The organism is Streptomyces sp. NBC_00885, assembly GCF_045207475.1.
Taxonomy (GTDB): domain Bacteria; phylum Actinomycetota; class Actinomycetes; order Streptomycetales; family Streptomycetaceae; genus Streptomyces.
The window spans coordinates 1,556,976-1,574,729 of record NZ_CP108796.1 but is presented as its reverse complement, the minus strand read 5'-3'; the positions used below and the strand labels follow the sequence as shown (position 1 = coordinate 1,574,729).

Here is a 17,754-nt window from a genome sequence, read left to right as displayed (position 1 = left end):
CGGTGGGCCGGCACCGAGGTGGCTCCCGGCACGGCCGGCGCGTAGTTCGCTGCCCCAGGCACCTGCCAGGGGACGCACGAGGCCATGGCCTCATTCAGCGATGTCACGACAAGCGCACTCGCGCGATGAGAGCAGCGTCCGCGATGCGCGCACGCGCCCCTGAATCGCGCACGTTCATTGGCGGGAAGAAGGTGCGAAGGCAAGTGCAAACACAACCCGCGGTGCATCGCCACGGCACGGAACCGGTGCAGACGCCCCAGGCCAGAGGCAACGGTTCCGACAACGGCAGTACCGAGCCCGGCGATACCGAGCCGGGCCCCGCGCGTGCAGGTGCAGGGCGTCGCCTGCGCCGGGGCAGCAATCAGGCGGCATTCGCCCCGAGCAGTTGGAGTGTGCGCACCCAACTGCTGGCCGTGGTGCTCATCCCGATCATCACCGCGCTCGTACTCGGTGGTTTGCGGATCGGTTCGGCAGTACAGCACGCACAGGACATCGACAACGTCCATCAGCTCGTTCGTACCGTCGACAAGGGCACGGGGCTCTTGCAGGAGCTTGAGGATGAACGCGATCTCACCGCGCTCTACGTCGCTGCCGGGCGTACGGGCGACATGAGCCGGCTGAACACTCAGCGCTCCCAGGTCGACGCGGCGCTCGCCCGGGTCCGTGCCGAGGCCGCCCAGGTCCACCGCGGGACGAACCCCGTCCTGGCCACCCGGCTCGGGGTGCTCGACGCCTCTGGCGGGAACGTGGCGTCACTGCGCCACACGGTAGACCACTCGAAAATGCGCTTGCTGTCCGTGGTCAACGCATACACGGCGTTGATCGCCGAGCTCACCGACGCCCTTGACGTTCTCACGCCGGACATCGCCCGCCAGACCCTTGCCGTGAGGGCCGGTGCGCTCGTGACCTTCGCACAGGCCACGGAGGCAGCCTCCCGGCAACGCGCGCTGCTCGGCGGGGTGCTGACCCAGGGGCACTTCGATTCGAACGAAGCCCAGGGCCTGACCCTCGCCAGCCGGCAGCAACAGGAGTTGATCGGCGAGTTCCGGTCGGGTGCGCCGCCGGCCCAGCGTCAGTTCTACGAGCGCACCGTCACCGGAAAGGACGTCAACAAGGTTGAGATGCTCCAGAAGCAGGTGCTCGCCCGGCAGGGCACCAGCCGCCTCCGCCTTGACGTCGGCGAGTGGTTCGACACCATGACGAGCAAGCTCGAGCTGATGCGTCTGGTCGAGAAGCGGCTCGTCGGATCTGTCGAAGACGAGAGCTCGCGCGAGCGGCACCAGGCCGAGCGCTCAGTGTTCATCACCTCGCTGGTCGTGCTGTTGATCCTCCTGCTCACGTTCGGTGTGACGCACGTCGTCGTGCAGTCGATTGTTGGCCCGCTGCACAGCCTGCGCGACTCCGCGCTCGATATCACCGAACGCCGCCTGCCTGAAGTGGTCCGGCTGCTGCGGGGCTCCAGCGACGCGCAACTGGAGGCCATCAAGTTCGAGCCCACGGGCATCAACTCGGCCGACGAGATCGGCGGTGTCGCCCACGCGTTCGACGACGTCCATCGCGACTCCGTACGGCTGGCGTTCGAGCAAGCGCAGCTGCGAGGTCGCATCAACGCGATGTTCGTCAACCTCTCGCAGCGCAGCCAGAGCCTTGTGGAACGGCAGCTGGAGCTGATCGATCATCTGGAGAACGGCGAGCAGGACCCCGACCTGCTCGCCAGCCTCTTCAAGCTCGACCACCTGGCCACCCGCATGCGCCGCAATGGGGAGAACCTACTCGTCCTCGCGGGCGAGGAGGCGGGCCGCCGCTGGAGCGCCCCAGTCCGGCTTGTGGATGTCCTCCGGGCAGCCACCAGTGAGGTCGAGCAGTACCAGCGTGTCCAGCTACGCGGACTGGTAACCGCGGACGTCGACGGCCGGGCAGTGAACGACATCGTTCACCTCATCGCGGAGCTGCTGGAGAACGCGGCCACGTTCTCCTCGCCGGACACCGAGGTACTCGTCACGAGCCAGCTGCTGTCCGGCGGCGGCGCGAGGGTCGAAATCCAGGACAGCGGCATCGGCATGACCGCAAAGGACCTTGAGGAGGCTAACGAGAGGCTCCTGAACCCGCCAGTCGTCGACGTGTCGGTGGCGCGGCGCATGGGTATGTTCGTCATCGGCCAGCTCTCCGGCCGCCACGGCATCCGCGTCCAGCTCCGCAGGTCATCCCACTGCGGCATCACAGCAGTGGTCATGCTGCCCCAGAAGTTGGTCCGGGAACACGGAGATCACATGGATCCTCCCGGACTGTCAGCCAGGTACAACTCGGAAGGGCGCCTCACGGGCTGGCGCAACTACGACGCGACCGAGCAACTCAACGACAGCGCGTTGGCCAAACGCGCGTACCGGACACGCCGTCACGGCGCCCGCTCGGCCGGCAAGGAGAAAGGGCTACCGCCACCCTCTCCGCGCCATGGGGATCCCCCGGAACGGAGTCCGGACGAGGCTGGGTCGGGACCCCACCGCCGAAGGGAGAGGGCGTACCCCGAGGCCCCGCATGCCGGAACAGGGACCGCAACGCGGCACCGCGTCCTGGACACGTCCATGTCCAGTGACAGTGCCGACAACGAGAACGGGTTGCCCAACTCCGAGGCCGCCGAGTCGGAGCAGTCCCGGCGGCGGCACGCCGCCCCGTCGATACCGGCCCCCACCGAGCTCACCGGACCGCCTCAGCCGGCCATGCCTGCTCCACCAGCCCCGCCCGACACGCCGACCGAAGGCGCCTCGCACCGCCCCCGCTGAGGAGGCGTTGCCGTCGCGGTCGCCGCGCGACCCTTGGGCGGATATCGCTCATTCTGAAACGATCAGCCAGCCGCACGAAGGAGAGCGCCGAGCTGCGGGACCGTCCGCAACTCGGCGCTCCGGCTGTGAAGTTGGTACCCGCCCGACGACGCGAGGCTGGCGCGACAGGACATTCGTGTCGCCGGGCGGAGACTGTGTGGCCGACTGCCTCAGGGAGAGGGCCGCGGCGGCGGCGATTGGGACCGAGGGTTCGCTTCCTTCAGGTCAAGAAGCGTAACTCCGGTGCCTTGACCACCGCACTGGCATCGCACTACCGCCGCGGCCCTCGGCCTGCCCGTACCGCATGACCACCCCTCATCCGGGTCCGCGGCACAGGCGGCGCCCGGCTCGTGACCTCCCGTCAGGAGCCGGGCGCAGCTTGTTCGTTCTTAGTCCTCGCGCAGGGCGCGGACGGCCTCCTCGACGCGCTTGCCGTAGTCGGCGTCCGCGGCGTGGAAGTGGGCGAGGTTCTTCTCGATGACGTCGTCACGGGTGACCTGCGAGAGGCCGCCCGCGATGTTGGCCACCAGACGGGACTTCTCCTCCGCGGACATCAGGCGGTACAGCTCGCCCGCCTGGAAGAAGTCGTCGTCCTTGGTGTGCAGCGGCGCGGCGTGCGTGCCCGTCCAGCCGTGGATGGCCAGCGGGGCCGACAGCGCGGAGTCCGTCTGCGCGGGACCGGCGTAGGAGTTGGGCTCGTAGTTCTTGTCGTGGCGCGAGCCGTTGCGCATGGCCATGAAGCCGTCGCGGCCGTAGTTGTCGGGGGACCCCCCAGGAACAGCCTTCGGCGCGTTCACCGGCAGCTGGGTGTGGTTGACGCCCAGACGGTAGCGGTGTGCGTCCGCGTAGGCGAACAGCCGGCCCTGGAGCATCTTGTCCGGCGAAGGGCCGATGCCCGGCACGAAGTTGTTCGGCGAGAACGCGGCCTGCTCGACCTCGGCGAAGACGTTGTCGGGGTTGCGGTCGAGGACCAGACGGCCCACGCGCTGCAGCGGGTAGTCGCCGTGCGGCCACACCTTGGTGAGGTCGAAGGGGTTGAAGCGGTAGTCCGCCGCCTCGGCCGCCGGCATGACCTGGACGTACAGCGTCCACGAGGGGTTCACGCCGCGCTCGATGGCCTGAAGCAGGTCCGTCTGGTGGCTGTTGGCGTCCTTGCCGGCCTGCTCGGCCCCCTGCTCCGAGGAGAGGCAGCGGATGCCCTGGTTGGTCTTGAAGTGGTACTTCACGAAGAAGGCCTCGCCGGCCTCGTTCGTCCACTGGTAGGTGTGCGAGCCGTAGCCGTTCATGTGGCGGTACGAGGCGGGGATGCCGCGGTCGCCCATCAGCCAGGTCACCTGGTGCGTCGCCTCGGGGGCGTGCGCCCAGAAGTCCCAGACGTTGTCCGGCTCCTGCTTGCCCGTGAAGGGGTCGCGCTTCTGCGAGTGGATGAAGTCGGGGAACTTGATCGGGTCCTTGATGAAGAACACCGGGGTGTTGTTGCCGACGAGGTCGTAATTGCCCTCTTCGGTGTAGAACTTCAGCGCGAAGCCGCGCGGGTCGCGGACCGCGTCCGCGCCACCCAGCGAGTCGGCGACGGTCGAAAAGCGGATGAAGGTCTCGGTGCGCCTGCCGACCTTGGAGAGGAAGTCCGCCTTGGTGAAGCCGGTGACGTCGTCGGTCACCTCGAAGTAGCCGTACGCGCCGCTGCCGCGGGCGTGCACCACGCGCTCCGGTATGCGCTCCCGGTTGAAGCGGGCGAGCTTCTCGAGCAGGTGCTGGTCCTGCAGGAGGATGGGGCCACCGACACCTGCGGTGGCGGAGTTCTGGTTGTCGGCGACCGGGGCGCCTGACTCGGTCGTAAGCACACGCTGCGTCATGGTGGCGGGATTGACCTTCCGTGCTGGAGCTGCTGGCGGTGCGAGGAGCGTAAATTCGCCTCGAACGTCACGTCAACAGTTTGTTGAAAGCGAAGTGTGGTGTTCCGGACGGCGTCGGCGCCTGGGCGCGACAGGACAGGTGTCAGCGCCGACGCCGCCCGGAAATCAAGGGGCCCGGTGCGGGCCGGGACTCAGACCTGCTGCCCGGAGAGGCGCTCGACGGCGCGCAGCAGGGCGGAGTGGTCGAGGCCGCCGTCGCCCTGCGCGCGCAGGGAGGCGACCAGCTGGGCGACGACCGCGCCGACGGGCAGCGCGGCGCCGACGTTGCGGGCGGCGTCGGTGACGATGCCCATGTCCTTGTGGTGCAGGTCGATCCGGAAGCCGGGCTTGAAGTCCCGGTTCAGGAAGTTGTCCTTCTTGCGGGTCAGGACCGTGGAGCCGGCCAGGCCGCCGTTCAGTACGTCCAGGGCGGCCTGGAGGTTCACGCCGGACTTCTCGAGGAAGACGACGGCCTCGGCGCAGGCCTGGATGTTGACCGCGACGATCAGCTGGTTGGCGGCCTTCACCGTCTGGCCGGAGCCGTGCGGGCCGCACAGGACGATGGTCTTGCCCAGCGCCTGAAGGATCGGCAGCGCGCTGTCGAAGTCGTCCTGCTCACCGCCGACCATGATCGACAGTACGGCCTCGATCGCGCCCGCCTCGCCGCCGGAGACCGGGGCGTCCAGTACGCGGATGCCCTTCTCGGCCGCGGCCTTGGCGAGGTCCACGGAGGTCTGGGGGGTGATGGAGGACATGTCGATCAGGAGGGCGCCCTGCCTGGCGTTCTCGAGGATGCCGCTCTCGCCGTACGAGATGGCCTCGACCTGCGGGGAGGCGGGCACCATCGTGATGACGACGTCGGCGTCCTTGACGGCCTCGGCGATCGAGGACGCGGCGGTGCCGCCGGCGGCGGTGAGGCGGTCCAGCTTGTCCTGCTCCAGGGTGAAGCCGGTGACCTGGTAGCCCGCCTTCAGCAGGTTCTCGGACATGGGGGAGCCCATGATGCCGAGGCCGATCCATGCGATCTTGGGGGTGCTCATGAGGGTGCCTTCCTAAAAACTTTGGTACGTCAGGGAGTTCAGCGGGCCGCACGGGCCTCTGCGGGGAGCCAGTCGAAGGACTCGGCGCTCGGGCGGTCGCCGGCCTTGTACTCCAGCCCGACCCAGCCGTCGTACCCGGCCTTCGTCAGCTCGTCGAGAAGCTGCTCCAGCGGCAGTGAGCCGGTGCCCGGCGCGCCGCGGCCCGGGTTGTCCGCGATCTGGACGTGGCCGGTCTTGCCGGCGCAGGCCGCGATGACCTGGCTGACGTCCTCGCCGTTCATCGACAGGTGGTAGATGTCGAGGAGGAACTTGGCGTTGCCGAGTCCCGTCGCCGCGTTCACCTTGTCGACGACCTCGATCGCGGCCGGGGCGCTCACCAGCGGGTAGAGCGGGGACTCTGGCTTGTTGAGGGTTTCGATCAGCAGGATCGCGCCGATCCTGTCGGCCGCGCGGGCGGCGAGTACCAGGTTCTCCAGGGCGAGTTCGTCCTGGACGGCCGGGTCGACGCCCTCCACGCGGTTGCCGTACAGCGCGTTGAGCGCCCTGCAGCCCACGGAGGCGGCGAAGTCCGCGGCCACCTCGATGTTGGCGCGGAAGCGGCCGGACTCCTCACCGGGCACGGAGAGCGCGCCGCGGTCGGGGCCCGGCAGCTGCCCGGCGTAGAAGTTCAGGCCCACCAGCTGGGTGCCCGCGTCGTCGAGCGCCTTCTTGAGGGCGTCGAGCTCGGCCTGGGGCGGGGTGGGGGTCTCGATCCAGGGCCACCACAGCTCGACCGCGGTGAAGCCCGCCGCGGCTGCTGCCGCGGGGCGCTCCAGGAGCGGGAGTTCCGTGAAGAGGATCGAGAGGTTCACATCGAAGCGCTGGTCCATGTATCCCATGAAAGGTTCTGCGCTCCTTCCGTATTGCGGAAGTCAGTTTCTGCTTAACGGAAGATTGCCTGGGATGGGGGAGGGCTGTCAAGAGCGGGCAACGAAAACGGGCAACGAAAAAGCGCCCCCCGAGCGGGGGACAGAGGGCCTGTTCAGGCTCCTGTCCCCGGCTCGGAAGGCGCGGGCTTTCTGCGGGCGAAAGGGCTAGAGCGCGTCCACCGCACTCACCTTCCAGCCTGCCGACGTACGGGCCAGAGTCATCCGCACCCGGTTCAGGTCGACGCGCGGCCCCGTCACCTGCGTGCTCGTGGTCACCTGGTTGACGAAGAGCAGCACGACGGCCCTGTCCGGCGAGGCCGACACCACCGAGGCCGCCGGTACGCCGCCGCCCGGCGGCTTCACCACCGTCGCCCTGACCACCCCGTGGTACTTCGCCGCGGTCGGCGCCACCACCCGCGCCGTCGTCCTCCCGTACTCGTCACGGAACGAACCGGTCAGATGGCCGCGCGCCGCGGCGAAGTCCTTGTCGAGCCGCCGGTAGTCGTACGACAGCACCACGGGCGCCGCTTGCCGCGCCGCGGCGAGCGCCTGCTCCCGCGCCCCCTCGGTCCGCCGGCCGTCCCCGTACTCCCAGCCGAGCACGGCGACCGCGGCCAGCAGCGCCGCCACCAGCACGGCCAGCACGGCGCAGAACCTGCCACGCCGCCGCCCGCGTGCGGCAGCGGCCACCGGTTCGTCGGCGACCAGGACGGGCCCGGCCTGCTGTTCGACCGCCTTCCGTCCCTGGCTCGCGTCGTCCGGTGCCTCCAGAGACAGCTTGTCCGGTGCCGGCGCACCTTCCCCCGGCTGCGGACGCGTCTGATCGGGACCGCGGGTCGCGACCCGTTCCGTACGCCTGGCCGCGGCGCGGGCGGCGGCCGCCATCGAGCGACGGCCGGGGGATGCGGCGCCGGGTCCCCGGCCGTTCGGGTTCGCCACGGTGTTGCTCCTCACTGCCTTGCTCCTCACTGCAGGTGGTACGGGGGTGTGCCCGGGCATGACGTCAGCCGACGAACTCGACGTCGGACGTCAGCCAGCGGCCGTGCTCCAGTACGAGATCGAGCTGCAGCCGATAGGTGCGGGCCTGGCCCCCCGGCGCGGCGGTGTTGGTCACCTTGCTGTCGGCGACGACCAGGACGCGGGCCGTGCGCTCGTCGGAACGTGTGATGCCCGCTTCGAGCACCTGCCCCTGGGACACCGACTTGTTGGCCGCGACCAGCTTCGTCAGTTCGTTCGTCTGCGCGGAGAACTGCTCCTTGAAGTCACCGGTGGCGCCCTTCAGCACGTTCTCGCTGTCCTGCGCGTAGTGCCGGTAGTCCAGCGAGGTGAAGTTCAGCGCGGACTGCCGGGCGGCGGCCAGGATCTCCTGGTGCCGCTGCGCCTCGGCGCGCTGCTCGTACACCTGGACGCAGAGCCAGCCGCTCAGCGCCGTGGTCACCACCGTCGCCACCACGAGCGCCGCCGCCGTCGCTCTGCCCTGCCTGGCCCGGGCCGCCGTTCTGGTGCCGAGCAGACGCAGCGAGCGCGTCAGGCGCGCGAGGATGCCCGCGTTCATGCCATAGGTCCGACGAGCAGCCATTGCCACGAGTCCTTTCCGAGCACGCTCTGTTCGCCGCCCGTCGAGCCGATCTCGACGAGGGTTCCGTCCGGACCGGCGACGATGCCGGTCTCGGGGTCGTAGGGGGTGACATACGCCGCCCGGCCGGCCCCTGCCGAAGCCGTGGCGCCGGGCACGTTCTGCGCGCCGCGGACCGAGGTGGCGCTGCCGCGCGGGGCCGTGCAGTGCGCGCCCGTGTTCGCGGGGCGCTCGGTGGTGTCCGCCGGGTCGCGCCGCTGAGTGCCGTATCCCTGGCGGCACGGCGGCGGGTCGTCTGCTCCGGCGACCAGCCCGAAGTGGGTGGTGCCGTCGCCCGGGATCACGGTGGAGCTGCCCGCGACGACCACCGGGAAGGTCACCAGGGCCTGTTCGACGCCGGGCAGCCGGGCCACGGTGATCTGGCCCCCGCTGATCAGATTTCCCAGCAGTACGGGCAGATGGGTCTCGTTCGCCTTGAGCAGCGAGTTCAGCTCCTGGGCGGCCGGCGCGGCCGAGCCGATCAGCTTGCGCAGATCCCCGTCGCTCGATTTCAGCTCGGCGGTCAGGGCCGCCAGGTCGTGCGAGAAGGACTTGATCGCCGAGCCCTTGTCGACCTGCGTCCTGAGAACCGTGCGCGAGTCCTCGATCAACGAGACGGTCTGCGGCAGCGACTCGGACGCCGACTCCACAAGACTGTTGCCCGAGTCGACAAGTCGGCTCAGATGCGGGCCGGTTCCGGCGAAGGCCTTGCCGAGCTCGTCGACCGTGATCCGCAGATCCTCCTTGCCCACGGAGTTGACCAGCCGGTCCAGGCTCAGCACGACATCCGTCGTGGGCAGCGGCACCCGGGTGTCACCGCGGCCGATCACACTGCCGTCCCGCAGATAGGGGCCGTCGCTGTCCCGCGGCTGCAGGTCGACGTACTGCTCGCCGACCGCCGAACGGTTCGCCACCACCGCCAGCGTGTCGGCCGGTATCCGCACCCCGTCCTCGATGTCCAGCGTCACCTGCACCCCGTCGGCGCCCGCAAGCCGCAGCTCACCGACGCGGCCGACCGGCACCCCGCGATAGGTGACCTCCGCCCCCGGGAAGACGCCTCCTGACTCGGTGAACTCGGCGCGCACGGTGTAACCGCGGTCGAGAAGCATGTCCGCCAGGCCCGTGTACTGGGCGCCGACGTACGACACCCCGACGGCGGTGACCGTGGCGAAGGCGAGCAACTGGGCCTTGACCGTACGAGTGATCACGGCTGCATCCCCTTCAGCATGAGCTCGGCGAGGGCGGGGGAGACCCCGGCCGGGAAGCGTTCGGCGTCCCCGCCCCCGTAGGCGGCGTAACTGCCGGTGCACACCGGCGGGCACAGCGGATCCGTGTCGACCGGCGGGGAAGCAGGTGTCGTCGGCGCGCCCGGGACCTTCGGCAGCGAGGTGGGCAGCGGTACGCCGGGCAGCTCGGGCAGGTCCGGCAGCCCGGGCTTGCCCGGTGCGCCCGGCTTCTCGGGCTCCTCGGCGAGATTGCCGTAGATGCTCGCGAGATCGAGATCCGCGGTGATCCTGAGATTGACGTAGTCGCCCTTGATCGCGCCCGTCACATTGCGCGGGAACGGATACGTCGTCAGCAGCTCCAGCGCGTTCGGCAGATCACTGCCCGCCTTGTTCAACTGCGCCAGGATCGGCCGCAGACTGCGCAGATTGGCGACCAGATCGGCCCGCGAGGCATTGACCACCTTGGTGCCCGCCGTGCCGAGCCTGGAGAGCGAGGTGAGCATCGCGGTCAGATTGCGGCGCTGGTCGGCCAGCACCTTCAGGGCGCCCGGCATGGTGTCGACCGCCGTGGCGATGGTCTTCTTCTCCCGCGCAAGACGGGCGGACAGCCGGTCGATGCCTTCGAGTGCGCGGACGATCTCCTTGCGCTGCCCGTCGAGGCCGCCGATGAAGGTGTCCAGTTCGCTCAGCAGGGACTTCACCCGGTTCTCCCGGCCCTCCAGGGCCTTGTTCAGCTCTGTGGTGACCGTCTTCAGCTGGGCCACCCCGCCGCCGTTGAGCAGCGCGGAGAGCGCGGACAGAACCTCCTCGATCTCCGGGTTGCGCCCACTGCGCGACAGCGGGATCCGGTCGCCGTCGGCGAGCCTGCCCGCGGGGGTGCTGTCCACCGGGGCGGACAGCGCCACGTACTTCTCGCCGAGCATGCTGGTCTGGCGCAGCTCGGCGATCGCGTTGGCCGGCAGCTTGACCTTGCCGTCGACCCGCAGCCGCACCCGGGCGTGCCAGCCGGCCAGTTCCACCTTCTCGACCGCGCCCACCGTGACGTTGTTGACCTTCACGGCCGACTGCGGCACCAGGTCGAGTACGTCCCGGAACTCGACCGTGACCCGGTAGGCGTTGCCGTCGTCGGCCGCGCCGCCGGGCAGCCCCACGTCGTACAGGCCGTTGAACTCGCATCCGGTGAGCACGATGGAGCCCATCGCCGTCCACAGGGCCGCGGCCCTGCCCCCGCGCAGCACTCTGCTGAACCTCATGCACCGGCCTCCAGGATTCCGCCGAGCGTCCGGTCGACCGGTCCGGTGCCCGACACCGGTGCGGCGGTGGGCAGTTGGGGCAGCGTGTCGAAGAGCTGCCGGAGTTCCTTGCAGTCCGGGTTCTTGCCGCCCGCGTCCCCCGTGGTGCGCAGCAGCGAGCACAGCAGCGCGGCCGGATCCTGGGACTGGTTCAGGTTGTTACGGGTGTCGAGGGTGCCGGACGAGGGGTTGTAGGCGTTCTGCAGATTGGACAGCCCGGCCGGCGCGACCTCCAGCAGTTCCGCCAGGGCGGCACGCTGGGTGACCAGCACTCGGGTGACCTTGCTCAGTCCCTTCACATCGGCGGTCAGCGCCTTCTTGTTGCCGCGTACGAACGCGGACACATCGCCGAGCGCCGCTCCCAGATTCCGCAGCGCAGCCGCCAGGTCCTTGCGTTCGCCTGCGAGCTGGTCGGCCACCTGGGCGAGGCTGTCGTTGAACGACCGCACGTTCTTGTCGTCGGCGGCCAGCGCCGCGGTGAACACCTGCAGACTGCGTACGGTGCCGAACAGGTCCTGCCTTCCGTCGGACAGGGTGGTGACCGCCAGCGACAGGTCCTCGACCGTCTGGTGGAGCCCCGCGCCCTGCCCTTCGAGGTTGTCCGCGCTCACCCCGAGCAGCCGGGACAGCGAACCGTCCGCGTTGGCGCCCTTGGGGCCGAGCGCCTCGGCTGTCGTGTGCAGGCTGTCGAAGACCCGGTCCAGCTCGACCGGCACGGCCGTGCGGCTCAGCGGAATGACCGCGCCGTCCTTCATCGCGGGTCCGCCGCGGTAGACGGGCAGCAGCTGTACGTAACGGTCGCTGACGACCGAGGAGTTGATGATCGCCGCCTGCGCGTTCGCGGGGATCCTGCGACCGGGCTCGTACTCCAGCTCCACCCGCACCCGGCCGCCCTCCGGCGTGATCTTCCCGACCTCGCCGACGCGGACGCCGAGGACACGCACGTCCGAGCCGGGGTGGATGCCGACGGTGCGCGGGAAGTACGCGGTGACATGGACCGGGGACGAGCGCGGCCACAGGACGAGTGCCGTCGTGCCCGCGACGAGCGCGAACGCCAGGACCAGGGCCACGCGCCGGGTGAGGCGTCCTTTCCATACGAGCCGGGCGTTCATCGCGAGCCTCCCGTCCGCGGAACCACCGGAGTGGCGACCATGTTCTGGATATAGCTGTCGAACCACCGCCCGTTGCCGAGGGTGTTGGTGAAGACGCGCACATAGGGCGCCAGCAGCTTGATGCTGCGGTCGAGGCTCGCCTGGTTGCGTTCGAGCATGGCGACCACCGTGCCCAGGCCGCCCAGCGCCGGGCCGATCTGCTTGCGGTTGTCCGCCACCAGGCCCGAGAGCTGGACGCCGAGTGCGGCCGAGCTCTTGAGCAGCGAGTGGATCGCCGCCCGCCGCGCGGCGATCTCCTTGAAGAGCTTGTCGCCGTCCTTGACCAGTACGGCGAACTCGTCGGAGCGGTCCTTCAGCACGCCGGTGACCCCGTTTGCGTGATCGAGGAGTTCCCGCAGCGATTGGTCGCGGGAGGCCACCGTCCGGGAGATCTTCGACAGACCCTTGATGGACGCCCGTACCTCGGCGGGCGAATCCTCGAAGGTGGTGGAGATGGTGTCGAGCGCCTTCGCCAGCCGGGCGGTGTCCACCTTCTCCGTGGTGGTCGTCAGATCGCTGAACGCCGCCACGACGTCGTAGGCAGGAGTTGTCCGGTTGACCGGGATCTCGCTGCCGGGCCGCAGCTGCCCCGATCCCTTCGGCTGCAGCGCGAGGTATTTCGCGCCCAGGATCGTCTTGACCCTGATGGCGGCCCCGGTCCGGGTGCCGAACTCCGGCTCGCCCTTGATCCGGAAGGTGACCTTCACATGGTCACCGTCCAGGTCGACCTCGTCGACCTTGCCCACCTTGACCCCCGCGATCCGCACCTCGTCGCCGGGCTTGAGGCCGCCCGCCTCGGAGAAGGCAGCGCTGTACGTCTCGCCGTCGCCGATCAGCGGCAGGCTGTCGGCGTTGAACGCGGCCAGGGCGAGCAGCGCGAGCGTGGTGACGCCCACGGCTCCGATCACAGAAGGATTTCTCTCGCGGAACGGGATCATGAGCACCTCGCCCGGGCGACATGGAGCTCGGGGGTGATGACCTCTCTGGTCTTCGGCAGCACGATCCGGCCGTCGAAGTCACAGAGGTAGAAGTTGAACCAGGAGCCGTACGAGGCGGTCCCCGTCAGCTTGTTGAGCTTGTTCGGCAGCCGTTTCAGCACGCCCTCCACGGTCTTCTCGTTCTTGTTGAGCGTGCCGGTGAGCTCTCTCAGCCCGGCGATGTCGTCGCGCAGCGCCGGCCGGGCGTCCTGGAGCAGACCCGAGGTGGCCTCGGTCAGCCCGTCGATGCCCGCCAGCGAGGCGCCGATCGGCTTGCGGTCGGCGGACAGTCCGGAGATCAGCCGCTGCAGCTGCTTGAGCAGCCCGGAGAAGCGGGCATCGCGCTTGTCCAGGGTTCCGAGCACCGTGTTGAGGTTGTCGATCACGGAGCCGATCAGCTTGTCGCGGTCGGCGATCGTCGTGGTGAGCGACGCGGTGTGCGCGAGCAGGCTGCCCACCGTCCCGCCCTCGCCCTGCAGGGTTTTGATGATCTCGGTGGCGAGCTGGTTGACGTCGCCTGGGCTCAGCGCCGCGAACAGCGGCTTGAACCCGCCGAGCAGCGCGTTGAGATCGAGCGCGGGCTTCGTCCGGGACAGCGGGATCACCCCGCCCGGCTCAAGCCGCGTGCCATCACCCGCGCCTTCGGTCAGCGCGACATAGCGCGAGCCCACCAGACTCCGGTAGCGGATGACCGCGCCGGTGCTCGCGAGCAGCGGCCGGTCATGGGCGACGGTGAACGTCACCTCGGCGAGCGTGCGGTCCTTGATCGCGATGTCCCGGACCTCACCGACACGCACTCCGGCGACCCTGATGTCGTCGCCCTCCTCCAGACTGGTGACATCGCTGAACACCGCCCGGTAGGTGTCCTCCTTCGTAAACGAGATATTGACGATGGTCGCCGCGAGCAGCGCGGTCGCCAGCACCGTCACCACCGCGAACACACTGAACTTGACCAGCGGCGCCATGGCCGCGGTGGCATGTGCCCTCCTCATGCGACACTCACCGCCGTTCCGCGGGCCATCGGTCCGAACAGGAGCGTCGTGACCGCGGGCACCCGGTCGGCCGGCACCCCGAGGACGGGGGCCACGAGCGAGCCGACGGCCCGCTGCTCGGCCGCGGTGGCCGACACCCCGGCTCCGCCGGGCGGCCCGCCAGCGCCCGTCCGCTTCGTACCGTCGTCGAGATGGACATCCGGTGCCGGGACACGGGGGCTGGGCAGACCTCTGCAGTCGGGTCCTGAGCGCTCTGCATAGCGCGGTTCCTCACCGGGTCGGTACGCGGGCCTGGGGCGGACGAATTCGAGCGTGATGCGCATCTCCCCGCCGGCGAACGCCTTTTCGGATGCCGCCTCCTGGCGCACCAGGCCGTCGAGGAGGCAGGGATATTCGGGGGAGTAGCGGGCGAACAGCGCCAGGGTGGGCCGGGAGACCCGGCCGAGCGTGATCAGCCGGTCGCCGTTGTCGTCGAAGAACTCCTCCGCGGTGCCCGCGACCATGGTGGTCGCCTTCAGGGCCTCGGCCAGCCGGTCCTTCTGCTCGACGAGCGTGCGGCTGGTGGTGACGGAGTTGCGCAGGATCCGCATCAGATCGGGTGCCGCGTCGCCGTACACCTCGGCCACATCGGCGAAGCGCGCGATGTCCTCCTTGATGGAGGGCATATGGGGATTCAGCTCGCGCAGGTATCCCTCGACGCGGGTCAGATTGGCGCCGATACGGTCGCCGCGCCCTTCCAGGGCGGTGGCGAACGCGGACAGGGTCGCGTTGAGCTCCGCGGGCCGTACGGTGCGCAGCAGCGGCAGCAGGTCGTTCAGCAACTGCTGCACTTCGATGCCGACCGTGGTGCGGTCCTGGGTGATGACATCACCGGCGCGGATGGGCCGGACGCCGGACCCGCGCGGCGGCACCAGCTCGACGAACTTCTCGCCGAACAGCGTCTTGGGCAGCAGCCGGGCGTGCACATCGGCCGGGATCCGGGCGACGTGCTCCGGCTTGAGCGCGATGTCGACGGTCGCCTTGCTGCCGTCGGCCCGCACCGCGCGCACCTCGCCGACCAGCAATCCGCGCAGTTTGACATCGGCACGCGGATCCAGCTGGTTCCCCAGTGTGTCGGCCTCCAGCGTGATGCGTACGACCGGGGTGAACACCTGCTGGTACACGGCCACGGACAACGACAGCAACAGCCCCATCACCACGATGAAGGCGACGCCGTACAACTTCAGTCTCACGCTCCGCACCGGCCCTACCCCGCAATCCGCACGGTCGTGTTGGCGCCCCAGATCGCCAGACTGAGGAAGAAGTCGAGGATGTTGACGGCGACGATGGAGGTGCGCACCGCACGGCCGACCGCCACGCCCACGCCCGCCGGGCCGCCGCTCGCGTAGTAGCCGTAGTAGCAGTGCACCAGGATGATCACGACGGCGAAGACGATCACCTTGCCGAAGGACCACAGCACGTCGACCGGCGGCAGATACTGCTGGAAGTAGTGGTCGTAGGTGCCGGTCGACTGCCCGTAGTAGCCGGTCGTGATGGTGCGCGCGGCGAAGTACGAGGACAGCAGCCCGATCACATACAGCGGGATCACGGCGACAAAGCCGGCGATCATCCGGGTGGTCACCAGGAAAGGCAGCGAGGGAACGCCCATCACCTCCAGCGCGTCGGTCTCCTCGCTGATCCGCATCGCGCCGAGCTGCGCGGTGAATCCGGCGCCGACCGTCGCGGAGAGGGCCAGACCCGCCACCAGCGGTGCGATCTCACGGGTGTTGAAGTACGCCGAGAGGAACGCCACGAAGTTCGACGTGCCCAGCTGATTGAGGGCCGCGTAGCCCTGCAGGCCGACCTCGGTACCGGTGAAGAAGGACAGGAAGGCGATGACACCGACCGTGCCGCCGACGACTGCCAGCGCACCGCGGCCGAAGCTGACCTCCGCGAGCAGCCGCAGGGTCTCCTTCTTGTAGCGGCGCAGGGTCCGGCCGGTCCATGCCAGCGAGCGCCCGTAGAAGGTCAGTTGGGTGCCCAGTTCATCGAGCCATTGCGTGAGCGCCATCGTCATCCCCTCTGCGGCACGATCTGGAAGTAGGCGGCCGTCATCACGAAGTTGGTGACGAACAGCAGCATGAAAGTGATCACGACTGACTGGTTGACGGCGTCGCCGACACCCTTCGGGCCGCCCTTGGCGGTGAGCCCCTTGTACGAGGCGACGATCGCGGCGATGGCGCCGAACACCAGGGCCTTCAGCTCGGCCGCCCACAGGTCGGAGAGCTGGGCGAGGGTGGTGAAGGAGGCGAGATAGGCGCCGGGCGTGCCGTTCTGCAGGATCACGTTGAAGAAGTAGCCGCCGGCCACGCCGACGACCGAGACCAGTCCGTTGAGCAGCACCGCCACCAGCATCGTCGCCAGCACCCGCGGCACGACGAGCCGGTGGATGGGGTCGATGCCCAGCACCTGCATCGCGTCGATCTCCTCGCGGATCTTCCGCGCCCCGAGGTCCGCGCAGATCGCGGTGCCTCCCGCCCCGGCGATCAGCAGCGCGGTCACGATCGGCGAGGCCTCGCGCAGCACTGCAAGGACGGACGCGGCACCGGCGAAGGACTGCGCCCCCAGCTGCCGGGTCAGGCTGCCGATCTGCAGCGCGATCACGGCGCCGAAGGGAATGGACACCAGCGCGGTCGGTAGGATCGTGACACTGGCGATGAACCAGGCCTGCTGGATGAACTCCCGCGCCTGGAAGGGGCGTTTGGGTATCGTCCGCAGGACGTCGAGCCCCATCGCGAAGAGGTTGCCCGTGTGCCTGAGGGCTCCGGTGGGCGACAGGCTCATACGTCGGCCCCCCTTCCGCGCACCGCGGCACGCATCTGTCGCAGTGCCTCGCGTTCGGCGATCGCCTCCCAGCGCGGCGGACGGGTGATCCCCGCGGTGGGCAGAAGGCGCGGCGTCAGCTCGGGTAGGCCTTGCGGTACGGGGTCGGCGGCATCGCCGAGCTGTGCCAGCTCCTGCTCGACCTGGGCCGCGTCCTTCTCCTCGGCCATGCCGATCGGACCTTGCATCCGGCCGTTCAGGAACTGCCGTACCACCGGCTCCTCGCTGGTCAGCAGCTTCTCGCGGGGGCCGAACATCACCAGTTCGCGGCGGAAGAGCAGACCGATGTTGTCCGGGACCTGCCGCGCGGAGGCGATGTCGTGGGTGACGATCAGAAAGGTCGCGTCGATCTGCGCGTTGAGGTCGACGATCAGCTGGTTGAGATAGGCCACCCGGACCGGGTCGAGCCCCGAGTCCGGCTCGTCGAAGAGGATGATCTCCGGATCGAGCACCAGCGCCCGGGCCAGTCCGGCCCGTTTGCGCATACCGCCGGATATCTCGCCGGGCAGCTTCTCCTCGGCGCCGATCAGGCCGACCATGTCCATCTTCTCGAGCACGATCCGTCTGATCGCGCTCTCCGGCTTGCGGGTGTGCTCACGCAGCGGGAAGGCGATGTTGTCGTAGAGGTTCATGGACCCGAACAGCGCGCCGTCCTGGAACAGCACGCCGAACAGCTTCCGCACCTCGTACAGGTCGTGTTCGCGCAGGGCGGTGATGTCGGTTCCCGCGATCCGGATCGACCCGCGTTCGGGCCTGAGCAGCCCCACGAGCGTCTTGAGGAACACCGACTTGCCCGTGCCCGAAGGGCCGAGCATCACCGAGACCTCGCCGGCGGGAAGCGTCAGCGAAACGTCCTGCCAGATGACCTGGTGACCGAAGGACTTGGTCAGTCCTTCCACACAGATCTCGACACCCATCCGGTTCACCCTTCAGCCGTGGAGCAGCTCCGACATCTGCTCTACGGGGAGGGGCGGCCG

The 17,754-nt window shown here is 69.2% G+C and carries 15 protein-coding genes; 1 reads left to right on the top strand and 14 read right to left on the bottom strand.

The annotated features are described in order from the left end of the window. Nucleotides 1-392 precede the first annotated feature (392 nt). A complete protein-coding gene (locus tag OHA61_RS07245) occupies nt 393-2,780 on the top strand; it encodes a nitrate- and nitrite sensing domain-containing protein (RefSeq protein ID WP_406302302.1) in 2,388 nt (795 codons plus the stop codon). 428 nt (nt 2,781-3,208) lie between these two features. On the opposite strand, the gene OHA61_RS07240 is transcribed toward OHA61_RS07245, so the two are convergent. The 14 genes from OHA61_RS07240 to OHA61_RS07175 form a co-directional block, all read right to left on the bottom strand. Further along, the gene (locus tag OHA61_RS07240) at nt 3,209-4,675 is read right to left on the bottom strand and encodes a catalase (protein WP_406302301.1); all 1,467 of its coding nucleotides are present in this window, start codon (nt 4,673-4,675) and stop codon (nt 3,209-3,211) included. 191 nt (nt 4,676-4,866) lie between these two features. After that, nucleotides 4,867-5,754: a 2-hydroxy-3-oxopropionate reductase gene (locus OHA61_RS07235; protein WP_406302300.1), complete on the bottom strand. Its 888-nt coding sequence runs from the start codon at nt 5,752-5,754 to the stop codon at nt 4,867-4,869. 38 nt (nt 5,755-5,792) lie between these two features. Continuing rightward, nucleotides 5,793-6,632: a TIM barrel protein gene (locus tag OHA61_RS07230; protein ID WP_406302299.1), complete on the bottom strand. Its 840-nt coding sequence runs from the start codon at nt 6,630-6,632 to the stop codon at nt 5,793-5,795. 195 nt (nt 6,633-6,827) lie between these two features. Then, nucleotides 6,828-7,616 (bottom strand): hypothetical protein, encoded by a 789-nt coding sequence (locus OHA61_RS07225; RefSeq protein ID WP_406302298.1) that lies wholly within the window; start codon nt 7,614-7,616, stop codon nt 6,828-6,830. A gap of 49 nt (nt 7,617-7,665) precedes the next feature. Continuing rightward, nucleotides 7,666-8,241 (bottom strand): hypothetical protein, encoded by a 576-nt coding sequence (locus tag OHA61_RS07220; RefSeq protein ID WP_406302297.1) that lies wholly within the window; start codon nt 8,239-8,241, stop codon nt 7,666-7,668. Continuing rightward, nucleotides 8,214-9,485, bottom strand: coding sequence for an MCE family protein (locus OHA61_RS07215; RefSeq protein ID WP_406302296.1), 1,272 nt, complete (start codon nt 9,483-9,485; stop codon nt 8,214-8,216). The genes OHA61_RS07220 and OHA61_RS07215 overlap by 28 nt, the downstream gene beginning before the upstream one ends. Beyond that, nucleotides 9,482-10,756, bottom strand: a complete 1,275-nt coding sequence (locus OHA61_RS07210; protein WP_406302295.1) for an MCE family protein — start codon at nt 10,754-10,756, stop codon at nt 9,482-9,484. Before OHA61_RS07210 ends, OHA61_RS07215 begins: the two co-directional genes overlap by 4 nt. Continuing rightward, on the bottom strand, nt 10,753-11,907 hold the full coding sequence (locus OHA61_RS07205; protein ID WP_406302294.1) for an MCE family protein: 1,155 nt from the start codon (nt 11,905-11,907) through the stop codon (nt 10,753-10,755). The genes OHA61_RS07210 and OHA61_RS07205 overlap by 4 nt, the downstream gene beginning before the upstream one ends. Beyond that, complete coding sequence (locus OHA61_RS07200; protein ID WP_406302293.1) at nt 11,904-12,884, bottom strand: MCE family protein; 981 nt, start codon at nt 12,882-12,884, stop codon at nt 11,904-11,906. The genes OHA61_RS07205 and OHA61_RS07200 overlap by 4 nt, the downstream gene beginning before the upstream one ends. Then, nucleotides 12,881-13,915 (bottom strand): MCE family protein, encoded by a 1,035-nt coding sequence (locus tag OHA61_RS07195; protein ID WP_406302292.1) that lies wholly within the window; start codon nt 13,913-13,915, stop codon nt 12,881-12,883. The genes OHA61_RS07200 and OHA61_RS07195 overlap by 4 nt, the downstream gene beginning before the upstream one ends. Next, nucleotides 13,912-15,156, bottom strand: a complete 1,245-nt coding sequence (locus tag OHA61_RS07190) for an MCE family protein (RefSeq protein ID WP_406302291.1) — start codon at nt 15,154-15,156, stop codon at nt 13,912-13,914. The genes OHA61_RS07195 and OHA61_RS07190 overlap by 4 nt, the downstream gene beginning before the upstream one ends. Before the next feature lie 5 nt (nt 15,157-15,161). Beyond that, complete coding sequence (locus tag OHA61_RS07185) at nt 15,162-15,965, bottom strand: MlaE family ABC transporter permease (RefSeq protein ID WP_389374012.1); 804 nt, start codon at nt 15,963-15,965, stop codon at nt 15,162-15,164. Between the two features lie 2 nt (nt 15,966-15,967). Next, a complete protein-coding gene (locus OHA61_RS07180) occupies nt 15,968-16,738 on the bottom strand; it encodes an ABC transporter permease (protein WP_328667147.1) in 771 nt (256 codons plus the stop codon). Next, nucleotides 16,735-17,694, bottom strand: a complete 960-nt coding sequence (locus OHA61_RS07175; RefSeq protein WP_266482690.1) for an ABC transporter ATP-binding protein — start codon at nt 17,692-17,694, stop codon at nt 16,735-16,737. The genes OHA61_RS07180 and OHA61_RS07175 overlap by 4 nt, the downstream gene beginning before the upstream one ends. Nucleotides 17,695-17,754 lie beyond the last annotated feature (60 nt).